This window comes from Streptomyces sp. NPDC006208 (assembly GCF_040613775.1).
Taxonomy (GTDB): domain Bacteria; phylum Actinomycetota; class Actinomycetes; order Streptomycetales; family Streptomycetaceae; genus Streptomyces.
In genome coordinates this window covers 38,644-52,259 of sequence record NZ_JBEXSW010000009.1, presented here as the reverse complement: position 1 = coordinate 52,259, position 13,616 = coordinate 38,644, and the positions used below count along the sequence as shown (strand labels likewise).

Annotated in this window: 15 protein-coding genes; 11 read left to right on the top strand and 4 right to left on the bottom strand. The window is 71.9% G+C overall.

Translation table 11 applies throughout. The annotated features are described in order from the left end of the window. Positions 1 to 10: 10 nt before the first annotated feature. Entirely contained in the window at positions 11 to 811 is an 801-nt protein-coding gene (locus ABZ208_RS09275; RefSeq protein WP_356909014.1) for an ABC transporter permease, read from the top strand. 34 nt (positions 812 to 845) lie between these two features. Then, the gene (locus tag ABZ208_RS09270; RefSeq protein WP_356908894.1) at positions 846 to 1,475 is read left to right on the top strand and encodes an ABC transporter permease; all 630 of its coding nucleotides are present in this window, start codon (positions 846 to 848) and stop codon (positions 1,473 to 1,475) included. Positions 1,476 to 1,575: 100 nt separating this feature from the next. Here the strand turns inward: ABZ208_RS09270 and ybaK are convergent, their stop codons facing one another. From ybaK to ABZ208_RS09250, 4 genes are all read right to left on the bottom strand, one after another. After that, complete coding sequence (gene ybaK / locus ABZ208_RS09265; RefSeq protein WP_328401731.1) at positions 1,576 to 2,073, bottom strand: Cys-tRNA(Pro) deacylase; 498 nt, start codon at positions 2,071 to 2,073, stop codon at positions 1,576 to 1,578. Between the two features lie 29 nt (positions 2,074 to 2,102). Then, positions 2,103 to 2,843, bottom strand: coding sequence for an LON peptidase substrate-binding domain-containing protein (locus ABZ208_RS09260; protein ID WP_328401733.1), 741 nt, complete (start codon positions 2,841 to 2,843; stop codon positions 2,103 to 2,105). Continuing rightward, on the bottom strand, positions 2,840 to 3,880 hold the full coding sequence (locus ABZ208_RS09255; RefSeq protein ID WP_356908893.1) for a hypothetical protein: 1,041 nt from the start codon (positions 3,878 to 3,880) through the stop codon (positions 2,840 to 2,842). The genes ABZ208_RS09260 and ABZ208_RS09255 overlap by 4 nt, the downstream gene beginning before the upstream one ends. Positions 3,881 to 4,013: 133 nt before the next feature. After that, positions 4,014 to 5,615, bottom strand: a complete 1,602-nt coding sequence (locus ABZ208_RS09250) for an oxidoreductase (protein ID WP_356908892.1) — start codon at positions 5,613 to 5,615, stop codon at positions 4,014 to 4,016. 149 nt (positions 5,616 to 5,764) lie between these two features. On the opposite strand from ABZ208_RS09250, the gene hisD reads away from it, so the two are divergent. From hisD to ABZ208_RS09205, 9 genes are all read left to right on the top strand, one after another. Then, a complete protein-coding gene (gene hisD, locus ABZ208_RS09245) occupies positions 5,765 to 7,126 on the top strand; it encodes a histidinol dehydrogenase (RefSeq protein WP_356908891.1) in 1,362 nt (453 codons plus the stop codon). Between the two features lie 5 nt (positions 7,127 to 7,131). Further along, the gene (locus ABZ208_RS09240) at positions 7,132 to 8,286 is read left to right on the top strand and encodes a histidinol-phosphate transaminase (protein WP_356909013.1); all 1,155 of its coding nucleotides are present in this window, start codon (positions 7,132 to 7,134) and stop codon (positions 8,284 to 8,286) included. After that, positions 8,283 to 8,876, top strand: coding sequence for an imidazoleglycerol-phosphate dehydratase HisB (hisB, locus tag ABZ208_RS09235; protein WP_328401743.1), 594 nt, complete (start codon positions 8,283 to 8,285; stop codon positions 8,874 to 8,876). The genes ABZ208_RS09240 and hisB overlap by 4 nt, the downstream gene beginning before the upstream one ends. A gap of 5 nt (positions 8,877 to 8,881) precedes the next feature. After that, the gene (locus ABZ208_RS09230) at positions 8,882 to 9,049 is read left to right on the top strand and encodes a hypothetical protein (protein ID WP_328401745.1); all 168 of its coding nucleotides are present in this window, start codon (positions 8,882 to 8,884) and stop codon (positions 9,047 to 9,049) included. Further along, positions 9,046 to 9,693, top strand: a complete 648-nt coding sequence (gene hisH / locus ABZ208_RS09225) for an imidazole glycerol phosphate synthase subunit HisH (protein WP_356908890.1) — start codon at positions 9,046 to 9,048, stop codon at positions 9,691 to 9,693. Before ABZ208_RS09230 ends, hisH begins: the two co-directional genes overlap by 4 nt. After that, positions 9,693 to 10,427: a bifunctional 1-(5-phosphoribosyl)-5-((5-phosphoribosylamino)methylideneamino)imidazole-4-carboxamide isomerase/phosphoribosylanthranilate isomerase PriA gene (gene priA, locus ABZ208_RS09220; protein ID WP_356908889.1), complete on the top strand. Its 735-nt coding sequence runs from the start codon at positions 9,693 to 9,695 to the stop codon at positions 10,425 to 10,427. The genes hisH and priA overlap by 1 nt, the downstream gene beginning before the upstream one ends. After that, complete coding sequence (locus tag ABZ208_RS09215) at positions 10,424 to 10,822, top strand: Rid family hydrolase (RefSeq protein WP_356908888.1); 399 nt, start codon at positions 10,424 to 10,426, stop codon at positions 10,820 to 10,822. Before priA ends, ABZ208_RS09215 begins: the two co-directional genes overlap by 4 nt. Continuing rightward, positions 10,819 to 11,574, top strand: a complete 756-nt coding sequence (hisF, locus tag ABZ208_RS09210) for an imidazole glycerol phosphate synthase subunit HisF (protein ID WP_328401753.1) — start codon at positions 10,819 to 10,821, stop codon at positions 11,572 to 11,574. Before ABZ208_RS09215 ends, hisF begins: the two co-directional genes overlap by 4 nt. Positions 11,575 to 11,793: 219 nt before the next feature. Further along, on the top strand, positions 11,794 to 13,422 hold the full coding sequence (locus ABZ208_RS09205; RefSeq protein WP_356908887.1) for a helix-turn-helix domain-containing protein: 1,629 nt from the start codon (positions 11,794 to 11,796) through the stop codon (positions 13,420 to 13,422). Positions 13,423 to 13,616: the final 194 nt, after the last annotated feature.

Genomic DNA, 13,616 nt, shown 5'->3' with positions numbered 1-13,616 from the left:
CGCGCAGGCCATGACACGGACGGGAAGCGCGGTGACGCCGTCGCAGGACGGCGGCGCCGCGCCGCTGGCGCCGCGGGCACGGCTGCTGCCGGCGCTGGCCGCTGTGTACCGGGCGCAGCTGTCACGGGCGCGGGTGGCCCGGATACCGCTGCTGTTCGTGGCCACCTTCCAGTCCGTCGGGATCATGGTTCTGATGCGTGGCGTCGTCGACGGCGGCGCGGAGGCGCGGGCGGTCGTCGCGGGCGCGAGCGTGCTCGTCGTCGCCTTCGTCGCGCTGAACCTGCTCGCGCAGTACTTCGGGCAGCTGCGGGCCGGGGGCGGCCTCGACCACTACGCGACGCTGCCGGTGCCGCCGGCGGCGGTGGTGCTCGGCGCGGCCGGGGCGTACGCCTCCTTCACGGTGCCGGGGACATTGGTCACGGCGGTCGCCGGCAGTGTGCTCTTCCAGCTGCCGATGACCCATCTGTGGGTGCTGGCCGCGGTGATCCCGCTGTCCGGGGCGGCGCTCGCCGGGCTCGGCGCGGCGCTCGGGCTGCTCGCGCCGCGCCAGGAACTCGCGACGCTGCTCGGCCAGCTGGGCATGTCGGCGGCGCTGCTGCTGGGGGTGCTGCCGGCCGACCGGCTGCCGGGACCGGTCGGGTACGCGCGGGATCTGCTGCCGTCCACGTACGGCGTGGAGGCGCTGGCCCGGACCTTCGACAGCCGTCCCCACTGGCCGGCGGTCGGACTGGACCTGGCGGTCTGCGCGGCCGTCGGTGTGGTGTCGCTGACGGTGGCGACGTGGGCGTACCGGCGGGCGGCAGTCCGGTGAGGCGTCGTCCCGGCCCGCCTGGCACGATGGCGGGGTGACCGCACCTCTGACACCGCCGCATCAGCCACCGCAGAACGACAACGCGTGGCAGGCGCCTGCACCGCCTCCGTACGAGGGGTACGAGAAGCCCGACCCGGATCCGGACGGCGACTTCAAGCGGGACCTGCTGGACGCGGGCGTGACGGTGCTGGTCATGACGGTCCTTGGCGTGCTGATGGGCCTGCTGTGGCTGTGGCTGGCACCGAAGGTGCCGCTGGTCTCCAACGGCGAGGCGGTCTTCCTCAAGGACACGGAGGGCGAAGAGGCGATCGGTGCGGACGGAACGTTCGTCCTGCTGGGCGTCGCGTTCGGGGCCGTCACGGCCGCGACGGCTGTCTGGCTCCGCCGGCGCGGGGGTGTCGCCCTGGTCATCGCCCTCGCGGTGGGCGCACTGCTGGGCTCGCTGCTGGCCTGGGGCGTGGGCGTCTGGTTCGGCCCCACACAGGACGTGGCCCAGCACGCGCAGCAGGTGGGCGAAGGTGTCACCTTCGACGCCTATCTGAAGCTCCAGGCCTGGGGCTCGCTGCTGGCATGGCCCCTGTCGGCGATGGTGGTGCACCTGGGCCTGACGGCGCTGTTCGGCCCCCGGGACCCTGAGCCGGAGTGGGAGGACGGGGGCGTCTGACCGGCCGGGGCGTTTCCCCCGCCGTTCCCGTGACCGGGGATCCGGCCCTCTGCGCCCCCTCGTCCGGTCGCACACGATGGGGTGGGACAGCCGTGAGCGGCTAACCGCGGCCGATCGGGGCCAGGGTCGCCTCGGTCAGGGTGGCCAGGTCCGCGGGGGAGAGCTCGACCTCCAGGCCGCGGCGGCCCGCCGAGATGCAGATCGTGGCGTGTGACGCCGCCGAGGCGTCGAGGACCGTGGGGAGGCGTTTGCGCTGCCCCAGCGGGGAGATGCCGCCGCGCACGTATCCCGTGGTGCGCTCCGCCGCAGCCGGGTCCGCCATCGTGGCCCGCTTGCCGCCGACCGCCGCCGCGAGAGCCTTCAGGTCCAGCTGACCCGCGACCGGGACCACGGCCACCGTCAGAGTGCCGTCGACGTCCGCGACCAGGGTCTTGAAGACCCGGTCGGGGGAGACGCCCAGTGCCTGAGCCGCCTCCTCGCCGTACGAGGGGGACGACGGGTCGTGGTCGTACGCGTGGAGCGTGAAGGGCGTGCCCGCGGCCGTCAGGGCCACCGTCGCGGGGGTGCCTCCCGCTTGCTTCTTCTGCTTCTTCGCCACGGCAGTTGTCCCTCGCGTCGGTTCTCGCCTCAGTTGGGGCTCGTCGGCTGCCGGGTCAGATCGACCGCCGGAAGCGACGGCAGATGGCGCAGCACCGCCGTTTCCGAGCGCAGCAGCGTCAGCTCCTCGCGCAGCCGCGTCGCCGCGTCGGGCGCCTGAAGGAGGCGCTGCTTCGCCGGGGTGTCGAGCACCGCCGCAGCCGCGACGAGGTACGACACGACCGACGGCTCGTCCGGCAGGTCGGCCCCCGTCGACAGCGACCGCTCCCGTGCTCCCGCCAGCCGCTTCTGGTAGCTGCGGAAGGCCCGCAGCACCCCCTCGGCCAGCGCCCCCGCTTCGTCGCCCGGCTCCTCGGGGATCTCCTCCAGTTCGGCGGTCAGGTACGGTCCGCTCGCGTCCACCGAGAGCAGCTTGACCCTGTTCGTACCGGTGGCGAGCACCTCGAAGCTGCCGTCCGCGCGCTCGCGGATCGTTGCCGCGTCCGCGACACAGCCCACCCGGTGGAACGCCTGGATCGGGTCGGACCCGAAGCCGGCCGCAGGCCCGCGCTCGGGCAGCGCCGTCGGGTCGGGCATGCCGGGCGCAGTCTGCGCGACCTCGCGGCCGTCGCGGATGGCGACCACGGCGAAGCGGCGCGGCTCCGACTCGTCCGTCTTGAGCAGCTCGCGCATCATGGCGCGGTACCGCTCCTCGAACACGTTCAGGGGCAGCACGAGGCCCGGGAACAGCACCGTGTTCAGCGGGAAGAGGGGGAGGCGAGCGGTCGTCACAGGCGATAAGGGTAATGCTCGCCGAGAGTGCTCCGTCCGCCCCGTCCACGCAATGGCATCGCAGCGGCCACCTCGATCCGCACGCCGTCCCTGGCCTGCAGGAACTGCCCCAGCGGATCATCCGTCACCGACATCCACGGGAAGGACGTCGCATATGGCCCGATCAGGCGGAACTGCTCCAGGGCATCCGTCCAGCGCCCCCGCGCCACCAGGACGTACGCCAGCAGGTTGCGTACCTCGGCCGGCCACGCATCCCCGGCCGCGTAGTCGCCGGAGAGCGTGATCGCCAGATCGGCTGCTGCATCGATCCGGTCGCTCTGCACGGACGACATGGCCTCGCCGCCCAGCAGCTGGGCGAACGCCGCACGCACCGGCAGCGCCTGCACCAGCGAGCCCGGGAGCGCATCCGCGGCGGCCTGCTCGGCGAAGTCGAAGCACTCGCGGTGTGAGCCGTACCACTGCGCCGACAGGTACTGCAGCGCGGCGACATGGCACCCGTAGTGGTGCGAGGAGCGGCGCACCGCCTGCTCCCACAGCGCCTCGAACGCCGTGTGCGTGGCATGCGCGCCGCGCGCGTGGTCGAGCGCGATGCGCCAGGGCACCGGGTCCCTCGCTTCCGCGTCCGCCGCGGCGTCGATCAGCGGGCCGACCTCCCGCAGCCGCTCGGCCCGCGCCGGCGACTCCCATGCCCGGCGGACCGCGAGCTCCGCCTTGACGACGAGCGCGTCCGGGTCGTGGGGCGCGGCCCCGAGCCACTCCCCGAGCCATTGGCCGCGGTTGTACGCAAAGGCGGCGAGCCGCATCACGTACCGGTCCCGGTTCTCCCACTCCGCCGACTCGCGGGTCGTCGCGAGCAGCTTCGCGGCCGGTTCGTACTCGCCCAGGGCAGCCGCGACGAGCGCCGGGCCCAGCCGGTCGTCAGGCGCGTCCAGCAGCACCTCGTCGTCGGACGTCAGGCCGTCGGACAGATGCGGCGTATGACGGATCATGCGCGCGGCGCGGATCAGGGCGCGGAGCAATGACATGGTGTCGACCATTGAAAACCGCAGGTGAAACGGCGCGCCAGAGGGCCGGCTGTGAAGAGTTGGTAGTGGCGGAATGGTTGTCCTGGCGAAAGCCAAGAGACCGTAAAGAAAGTGGCGCGGTAAGGGCTTTCCGGCGCGTGGGCGCTCAGGTTCGGCGCAGCAGCCGCGAGGCTCCCGCCGCCACCGTGGTCGCGAGGATCCAGCCCAGCAGCACCAGAGCCGCCGCCGCCCACTGCCAGGCGTCGTCCATCCGCCAGTAGCCGTCCTGGCCGAGATTGATCACCGGCAGCAGCAGATCCAGGGCGTACAGCGCGGGATTCCACTGCGGATGCTCCTCGGGCTTGATCGGTGCCGGGGTGATCTGCGAGAACGCCACCGCGCCGGCCGCCCACAGCACCGCCATCCACAGCGCGGCCCGGCCCGGCCGGTAGCCGTAGGCCACCGTCCAGTCCTGCAGCACCCCCCAGAGCTTGGCGGCCAGCGGCAGCGTCTCGCGGCGGCGGCGCTGCTTGGCCAGCAGCACCTCGCGGGCATCCGAGTCCTCACCGCTGTTGCGCAGCACGGTCGCCAGCCGCTCGTACGGCTCAGGCGAGTACTCCGGTGTCGCCGACGCCACCCACTCCAGCCGCCGCGCGAGCGGGAACTCCTCGTACGGCACCAGGTTCTCGTAGACGAAGCCGCCCATCGCCAGGCCGCCGGGCCCTGGCCAGCTGGAGGCCCGGTCGATCAGCGTCACCACCTTGGCGCCGTTCAGGACGACGCGTCCCTCCTCAGGGCGCTCGGCGTTGAACCGCAGCTCGGGCGTGGCGATCCGGCGCAGCGACAGCTCCTCGAGCGGGCTGAGCCTGAAGCGAGCCCGCGCGAGGTCGATCGCGTCACCGAAACGCCCGTCGTCCAGCCGCACCCCGCCATGGCACTCGAAGGGCTGCAGCCGGGTGGCGCGTGACGGGCTACCGAGGCTCGCGACGCCGTACGGGGGAGTGGCCCCCTGATTGCCGGTGACCTCGCTCACCCACGCGCCCGTCATGTACAGCGTCCGCTCCACGCTCAGCTGCGGAGCGTTCAGCGCCCGCCGCTCGGCCGCCGCCCGCAGCCGGCTGCCCCGCAGGCTCATCGACACGCCGACCTTTGCGCCGCGCAGACTGAACTCGCCGTATGTCTCGATCAGTTCGGCCTGTAAGTCCTGCGCGACCGACATCCCGTCGGCGGTGATCGCGCGGCCCCGGCGGTCGGGCCGTACCTGGATCTGGTTGATCAGCAGGTCCGTGCCGATCTGGGCGTCGGTCAGCCGGATGCCGTGGTCCACCCGGCAGCGCGGCAGATGCAGATCGCCCTCGGTGCGCAGCCGCGCCCCCTCGATCCGCGGAATCGCGCAGCCGACCATACGCACGGTGGTGAAGTGCGCCTCGGGCATGAGCAGTTCGTTCTCGAAGCGGCAGCCGTTGAGCTCCACGTACGGGCCTATGCGGCCGCCGGCGAGCTTGAGGGTGCCGGTTATCTGCATGCCGCGCAGTTTGAGGGCCGCGACGCGCCCGGGTCTTGCCATCGGCCCGCTCAGCAGCAGCCGGGCGACGACGGAGGCGCGGACACTTCGCTCGGGACCCCAGGGGCGCGGCGCGAAGGGGTCGTTCAGCAGGGGGTCGGTGTCGCTGAGGTCGAAGGCGCTTCCGTTCCGGAAGGCGTTCCACATCTGCAGTTCGGCCGGGCTCAGTCCGCCCGGAGGGCCGTCGTCCGGCGGCTCGGTCACTGCCGCTCCTCCGCTTCGTTGGCTCGTACAGCTGTTGTTCCCGCTGGGTAGCGGTCTGAACGCTAGTGGTCATGGTCAACAACTGAGGCATGTATCAGCCAGTGATACGGAAGACCAGAGGTCGGAGCGGGTCTGAGAGAATTGGATCCGTGATCTATCGAATCGATCTGCGCGGTGACGCCCTCCCGGAGGGCGCCGCTCTGCGCGACCTGCTGCCTCGTGCCGAGTTCGACGTGGAAGCCGCCCTGGAGAAGGTGCGGCCGATCTGCGAGGCCGTGCATCATCGGGGCGACGCGGCGCTGATCGACTACGCGGAGCGGTTCGACGGAGTGCAGCTCACGCAGGTGCGGGTCCCCGCGGCCGCGCTCGCCGAAGCCCTGGAGCAGCTCGACCCCCAGGTCAGGGACGCTCTGGAGGAGTCCATCCGGCGCGCCAGGACCGTGCACCGTGCACAGCGCCGCAAGGACCACACCACCCAGGTGGCGCCCGGTGGCACCGTGACCGAGAAGTGGGTGCCCGTCCAGCGTGTCGGGCTGTACGCGCCGGGCGGCCGGTCGGTCTACCCCTCGTCCGTCGTGATGAACGTCGTCCCTGCCCAGGAGGCGGGCGTCGAGTCCATCGCGCTGTCGTCGCCGCCGCAGAAGGAGTTCGGCGGACTGCCGCACCCGACGATCCTCGCGGCGTGCGCGCTGCTCGGCGTCGACGAGGTGTACGCCGCGGGCGGCGCGCAGGCCGTCGCGATGTTCGCCTACGGGACCGAGTCGTGCGCCCCCGCCAACATGGTCACCGGGCCCGGCAATGTCTGGGTCGCCGCCGCCAAGCGCTACTTCACCGGACGCATCGGCATCGACACCGAGGCCGGCCCGACCGAGATCGCGATCCTCGCCGACTCCACCGCGGATCCGGTCCACGTCGCCGCCGACCTGATCAGCCAGGCCGAGCACGACCCGCTGGCCGCGGCCGTCCTGGTCACCGACTCCGTCGAGCTCGCCGACGCGGTCCAGCGGGAGCTGGAGCCGCAGATCGCCGCCACCAAGCACGTCGAGGACCGGATCGTCCCGGCCCTGACCGGCAAGCAGTCCGCGATCGTCCTGGTCGACGGTGTGGACGAGGGACTGCGGGTCGTCGACGCGTACGGCGCCGAGCACCTGGAGATCCAGACCGCGGACGCCTTGGCCGTCGCGCACCGGGTCCGCAACGCGGGCGCGATCTTCGTCGGCCCCTGGGCACCGGTCTCGCTCGGCGACTACTGCGCCGGCTCCAACCACGTCCTGCCCACCGGCGGCTGTGCCTGCCACTCCTCCGGCCTGTCCGTGCAGTCCTTCCTGCGCGGCATCCACATCGTGGACTACACCCGCGACGCGCTGGCGGAGGTCGCCCACCACGTGGTCACGCTGGCGGAGGCGGAGGACCTGCCGGCGCACGGCGCCGCCGTGAAGGCACGTTTCAACGGGAGCAGTGCCGGAGGCGAACAGGACGAGAGCGTTGGATGGAAGGTGCCCGGCGAGTGAACAGCATGTCCAGCACCGGTGCCGACATCGGCATCGACGACCTCCCCATCCGTGACGAGCTGCGCGGCAAGTCCCCGTACGGCGCGCCCCAGCTCGACGTCCCCGTCCGGCTGAACACCAACGAGAACCCCTACCCGCTGCCCGAGCCGCTGGTGGAGCGCATCGCCGAGCGCGTGCGCGAGGCGGCCCGCGAGCTCAACCGCTACCCCGACCGGGACGCGGTCGAACTGCGCACCGAGCTGGCGCGCTACCTCACGCGTACGACCGGCCACGAGGTCGCGCTCGCCAACGTCTGGGCGGCCAACGGCTCGAACGAGGTCATCCAGCAGCTTCTGCAGACCTTCGCCGGGCCGGGCAGGATCGCGATCGGCTTCGAGCCGTCGTACTCGATGCACGGCCTGATCTCCCGCGGCACCGGCACCGGCTGGATCTCCGGCCCGCGCAGCGACGACTTCGCCATCGACGTCGCCACCGCCACGGCCGCCATCGCCGAGCACCGCCCGGACGTCGTCTTCATCACCTCGCCCAACAACCCGACAGGTACGGCGGTCGAGGCCGAGACGGTCCTCGCGCTGTACGAGGCCGCACAGGCCGCGAAGCCGTCGCTGGTCGTGGTCGACGAGGCATACGTCGAGTTCAGCCACCGCGCCTCGCTGCTGCCGCTGATCGAGGGCCGGCCGAACCTGGTCGTCTCCCGCACGATGTCCAAGGCGTTCGGCGCGGCCGGGCTGCGCCTCGGCTATCTCGCCGCCCACCCGGCCGTGGTGGACGCCGTCCAGCTGGTGCGGCTGCCCTACCACCTGTCCGCCGTCACCCAGGCCACCGCCCTGGCCGCGCTGGAGCACACAGATACGCTTCTCAGCTATGTCGAACAGCTCAAGACCGAGCGGGACCGCCTGGTCGCCGAGCTGCGGGCCATCGGCTACGAAGTCACCGAGTCCGACGCCAACTTCGTGCAGTTCGGCCGCTTCGAGGACGCGCAGCAGATGTGGCGGCAGATCCTCGACCGGGGCGTCCTGGTCCGTGACAACGGTGTACCCGGCTGGCTGCGAGTGACCGCCGGCACGCCCGAAGAGAACGACGCGTTCCTCGATGCGGTTCGCGCACTACTGAGTTCTGTGGGGGCCACCCCCACACCCCCGAAGGAGCAGGAGTCATGAGCCGCGTAGGACGGGTCGAGCGCACCACCAAGGAGACCTCGGTCGTCGTCGAGATCGACCTCGACGGCACCGGCAAGGTCGATGTCGCCACCGGGGTCGGCTTCTACGACCACATGCTCGACCAGCTCGGCCGGCACGGCCTGTTCGATCTCACCGTCAAGACCGACGGCGATCTGCACATCGACACCCACCACACGATCGAGGACACCGCGCTCGCGCTGGGCGCCGCGTTCAAGCAGGCCCTCGGTGACAAGGTCGGCATCTACCGCTTCGGCAACTGCACGGTGCCGCTGGACGAGTCGCTCGCCCAGGTGACCGTGGACCTGTCCGGCCGCCCGTATCTGGTGCACTCCGAGCCGGAGAACATGGCGCCGATGATCGGCACCTACGACACCACGATGACCCGGCACATCCTGGAGTCGTTCGTCGCGCAGGCCCAGATCGCGCTGCACGTGCACGTGCCGTACGGACGCAACGCCCACCACATCGTGGAGTGCCAGTTCAAGGCGCTGGCGCGGGCGCTGCGGTACGCCTCGGAGCGCGACCCGCGCGCTGCCGGCATCCTCCCGTCCACGAAGGGCGCCCTGTAAACAACATGACCGGTCTGTCCACCATCCTCATCGTTGTCGGACTCTTCCTCGCGGGCGGTGTGTACTCCTTCGCCAAGCAGGGGATGCCCAAGGGCCCGATCATCCTGCTGACCATCGCCTCGGTGATGTGTCTGGTCGCCGGTGTCCTGCGGATTCAGGGGATCTGGGAATGAGCGCATCGCAGCCCAAGAAGGTCGTCGTCTTCGACTACGGGTTCGGCAACGTCCGCTCCGCGGAGCGGGCGCTCGCCCGTGTCGGTGCCGATGTCGAGATCACCCGTGACTACGACAGGGCGATGAACGCCGACGGGCTCCTCGTGCCCGGAGTCGGTGCCTTCTCCGCCTGCATGGAGGGTCTGAAGAAGGCCCGCGGCGAATGGATCATCGACCGCAGGCTCTCCGGCGGCCGCCCGGTCATGGGCATCTGCGTCGGCATGCAGATCCTCTTCGCCCGCGGTATCGAGCACGGTGTGGAGAGCGAGGGCCTCGACGAGTGGCCCGGCACGGTCGGCCCGCTGAAGGCCCCGATCGTCCCCCACATGGGCTGGAACACCGTCGAAGCACCCGCCGGCAGCGAGCTCTTCGCCGGTGTCGACGCCGACGCCAGGTTCTACTTCGTGCACTCCTACGCGGTGCACGAGTGGGAGCTCGAGATCACCAACCCCGCCATGCGGGCACCCCAGGTCACCTGGGCCACGCACGGCGAGCCCTTCGTGGCCGCGGTCGAGAACCGCGCGCTGTGGGCCACCCAGTTCCACCCCGAGAAGTCCGGCGACGCCGGCGCCCAGCTGCTGACCAACTGGATCGAGACGCTGTAATGCCTTCGAACTACCTCGAGCTCCTTCCCGCAGTCGACGTCCGCGACGGCCAGGCCGTCCGCCTGGTCCACGGCGAGTCCGGCACGGAGACCTCCTACGGCTCCCCCCTCGAGGCCGCCCTCGCCTGGCAGCGCGCCGGCGCCGAGTGGCTGCACCTGGTCGACCTGGACGCCGCCTTCGGCACCGGCGACAACCGGGAGCTGATCGCCGAGGTCGCGGGCGCCATGGACATCAAGGTCGAGCTGTCCGGCGGCATCCGGGACGACGCCTCGCTCGCCGCGGCGCTCGCCACCGGCTGCACCCGGGTCAACCTCGGCACCGCCGCCCTCGAGACCCCTGAGTGGGTCGCCAAGGTCATCGCCGAGCACGGCGACAAGATCGCGGTCGGCCTCGACGTACGCGGCACGACGCTGCGCGGCCGGGGCTGGACCCGTGACGGCGGCGACCTGTACGAGACGCTGGCGCGTCTCGACTCCGAGGGCTGCGCCCGCTACGTCGTCACCGACATCGCCAAGGACGGCACGCTCCAGGGTCCCAACGTGGAGCTGCTGAAGAGCGTCTGTGCCGTGACCGACAAGCCGGTCGTCGCCTCCGGCGGCGTGTCGAGCATCGATGACCTGCGGGCGCTCGCCGGGCTGGTCCCGGACGGTGTCGAGGGCGCGATCGTCGGCAAGGCGCTGTACGCCAAGGCGTTCACCCTTGAGGAGGCGCTCGAGGCGGTGTCGTCGCGATGAGCGACGGCATCCGCCGCGTGAACTCCAGCGGCCCGTGGGAAGAGGCCTTCGGGTACTCCCGCGCGGTCGAGCTGCCCAGCGGCCTGGTCCTGGTGTCGGGCTGCACGTCGGTCAGGGACGGCGCGGTCATCGACGGCGGCCCCTACGAGCAGGCCGTCAACGCCTTCAAGGCTGCCTTTGCCGCGCTGAAGGAGCTCGGCCTCGGCAGCGAGCACGTGGTGCGCACCCGGATGTACCTCACCCACGCGCGGGACGTCGACGAGGTCGGACGCGCCCACAAGGAACTGCTCGGTGCCGTACGCCCGGCCGCATCGATGATCATCGTGTCCGGCTTCGTCGACCCCCGTCTGGTCGTCGAGGTCGAGGTCGAGGCCTTCCGAGGAGGTGCCGCATGACGCTCGCGGTACGAGTCATCCCCTGCCTGGACGTCGACAACGGAAGGGTCGTCAAGGGCGTCAACTTCCAGAATCTGCGCGACGCGGGCGACCCCGTCGAGATGGCCAAGCTGTACGACGCCGAGGGCGCCGACGAGCTCACCTTCCTCGACATCACGGCCTCGTCCGGCAACCGCGAGACGACCTACGACGTGGTGCGCCGCACCGCCGAGCAGGTCTTCATCCCGCTCACCGTCGGCGGCGGGGTGCGCAGCGCCGAGGACGTCGACAAACTGCTGCGGGCCGGCGCCGACAAGGTCGGGGTCAACACCGCGGCGATCGCCCGCCCGGACCTCATCCGCGAGATCGCCGAGCGTTTCGGCCGCCAGGTGCTGGTGCTGTCGGTGGACGCCCGCCGTACCGCGTCCGGCTCGTTCGAGGTGACCACGCACGGCGGCCGCAAGGGCACCGGCATCGACGCGGTCGAGTGGGCGCACCGGGCGGCCGAGCTGGGCGCGGGGGAGATCCTGCTCAACTCGATGGACGCCGACGGCACCAAGGACGGCTACGACACCGAGATGATCGCTGCGGTGCGCGGGCATGTCACGGTGCCGGTGATCGCGAGCGGCGGCGCGGGCAAGCTCGCGGACTTCCCGCCGGCCATCGCTGCGGGCGCGGACGCGGTACTGGCCGCGTCGGTGTTCCACTTCGGAGACCTGCGGATCTCGCAGGTCAAGGACACCTTGCGGGAGTCCGGTCACCCGGTCCGCTGAACACCCGTCCGGGCCCGGTCGTTCCGCGACCGGCCCGGACGTGGTGCGTCTGCCCCTGACCGGGGCCTCAGTTGCAGGACCGTAATGAGGAGAATGCGGCAAACCCCTGGGTACCGACCGGGCGGTATGCCATTCTCGGCGTTCAGGAGCATTCGGTGTGCCGTCCGGCTGTCTGTCCCGGCGCATCGGAGCGAGCCGACTCCCGTGGAGGCCGCCGCCATGTCCCACGCCATGTCACACGCCATGAGCCCGCGCGTGCGCAGGCTCCGTACGCGCACCGCCGCTTCGCTGAGGGGGCACTCGCCGGTCGACACGGAGGCCACCGCCGTACTGCACCGGGCGGCCCAGGTGCTCGTCGACGACCTCGCCGGGCTCACCGGCCGGCTGGTCGCGGCGCTGCGCGCGCAGGAACCGGCGTACCGGGCGGCGCTCGAGACCGATGCCGACGAGGTGTGGCAGGAGATCCACCGCTCCCTGCGGTACAACGTCGGCTCGCTGATCCGGCCGCGGGAGTGCCGCGACGCGGCCCTGCGCACTTCGTGGCAGATCGGCGAGAACCGGGCCGAGCAGGGCCTGCCGCTGGAGGCGGTGCAGCACGCGTTCCGGCTCGGCGGCGCGATGGTGTGGCAGGACCTGGTGGACGAGACGGCCCGGTACGACCCCGACGACGTGCGGCTGCTCGTCCATGTCGCGGCGGATGTGTGGAACTTCGTCGACGAACACTGCGGCGTCGTCGCCGAGGCCTACCGGCGTACGGAGCGGCACCTGGTGTGGCGACGTGAGAACCGGCTCCGGCTGATGACGGCGGCACTGCTGGACGGCACTCTGCGCATCACGGACCTCCCCGACGCGGCGGCGATGCTGGACCTGCCGGAGCACGGGCGGTACGCGGTCATCGCGGCCGCCGGGGTGCACCCTGCGCGGATGGCACTGCCCCCGGGCACCCGGGCGATCCGGCACACGTCGGCGGACGAGGAGCTGGCGGTCGTGCTGCTCGACGACGCGCCCGAGGAAGGCGTGTGCGACGGGCCGCTCCCGTACGCGCCGGGGCCGGCCCGCGTGGGAACCGAGGCGTCCGGCGGATCGGTACACGGGGCGTCTCTCGTTCTCGCGCGGGGCGAAGGACGCGCGGCAGGCGGTACGGGCGGGGGATCCGGCGACACGGAGTCCGGCCGCGTGCCGCCGGTCCACGGGCGTCCCGTCAGGGTGGCCCGGGCCGAACTCTCGTCGGCGCCCGCCGCCGCGGGGAGTTCCGTGCGTCCTTCGGGTAGCGAGGCGGACCGTGGCCCGGCACAGGGGCACGACGGAGCCCGGACCGCCCGCGGCGGTCCACGTCCCGTGCGCGGTGGGACCGGACCGGGTCCGGCCGTCCCCGGGGCCCTCACGCCGGCCGGCCTCGCCGCCCTGCTCACCGCACCCATGGGTGTGCGGGTCGGGGTCAGTTCCGCCGTGACAGGGCTCGCCGCGGTCGGCGACGCCCGCAGGCTCGCGGGCACCGCCTTGCGCGCCTGTCCTCGCGGCGGCGGAGTCGTCCTCCTCGACGACCATCTGCCGGCCGCGCTCGTCGTGTCGTCACCCGCACTGGGCACCGCGCTCGCCGAACGCGTACTCGGTCCGCTGGACGGGGTCGATCCGGCCGACCGCGAACTGCTCGTGGAGACGCTCACGGTCTGGCTCGACGAGGACGGCTCCGCGCAGCGTGCCGCGGCCCGGCTCTACTGCCACCGCAACACCGTCCTCAACCGGCTGCGCCGGTTCGAGCAGCTCACCGGCCGACTCCTGTCCCGGCCTTCCGATGCCGTCGAGGTGTCGCTCGCGCTCGCGGCACGGCGGCTCCTCGACAGCTGACGAGCCGAGGGGTGTGCCGCCGCACAGCCCGCTCCGGCCTCCGGCTGTGCGCACGCATCGAGGCGGAGCCGACTGCTGTACGTCACCGCACCGGCACTGATGGCGTACGGGCATGTCCCGCCATGACTCTCCCGGCTCCCGTATGCCGACACCGTCCGCTCTGCCCGCCGAGCCCGCGTCCGTCACGGAGCACG

What these genes read in the sequence shown, in the direction of transcription:
- ABZ208_RS09275 (WP_356909014.1), top strand. Translation starts at nt 11, where the DNA reads ATGACACGGACGGGAAGCGCGGTGACGCCGTCGCAGGACGGCGGCGCC.
- ABZ208_RS09255 (WP_356908893.1), bottom strand. Translation starts at nt 3,880, where the DNA reads ATGGTCGACACCATGTCATTGCTCCGCGCCCTGATCCGCGCCGCGCGC.
- ABZ208_RS09240 (WP_356909013.1), top strand. Translation starts at nt 7,132, where the DNA reads ATGTCCAGCACCGGTGCCGACATCGGCATCGACGACCTCCCCATCCGT.
- hisB (WP_328401743.1), top strand. Translation starts at nt 8,283, where the DNA reads ATGAGCCGCGTAGGACGGGTCGAGCGCACCACCAAGGAGACCTCGGTC.
- ABZ208_RS09230 (WP_328401745.1), top strand. Translation starts at nt 8,882, where the DNA reads ATGACCGGTCTGTCCACCATCCTCATCGTTGTCGGACTCTTCCTCGCG.
- hisH (WP_356908890.1), top strand. Translation starts at nt 9,046, where the DNA reads ATGAGCGCATCGCAGCCCAAGAAGGTCGTCGTCTTCGACTACGGGTTC.
- priA (WP_356908889.1), top strand. Translation starts at nt 9,693, where the DNA reads ATGCCTTCGAACTACCTCGAGCTCCTTCCCGCAGTCGACGTCCGCGAC.
- ABZ208_RS09215 (WP_356908888.1), top strand. Translation starts at nt 10,424, where the DNA reads ATGAGCGACGGCATCCGCCGCGTGAACTCCAGCGGCCCGTGGGAAGAG.
- hisF (WP_328401753.1), top strand. Translation starts at nt 10,819, where the DNA reads ATGACGCTCGCGGTACGAGTCATCCCCTGCCTGGACGTCGACAACGGA.
- ABZ208_RS09205 (WP_356908887.1), top strand. Translation starts at nt 11,794, where the DNA reads ATGTCCCACGCCATGTCACACGCCATGAGCCCGCGCGTGCGCAGGCTC.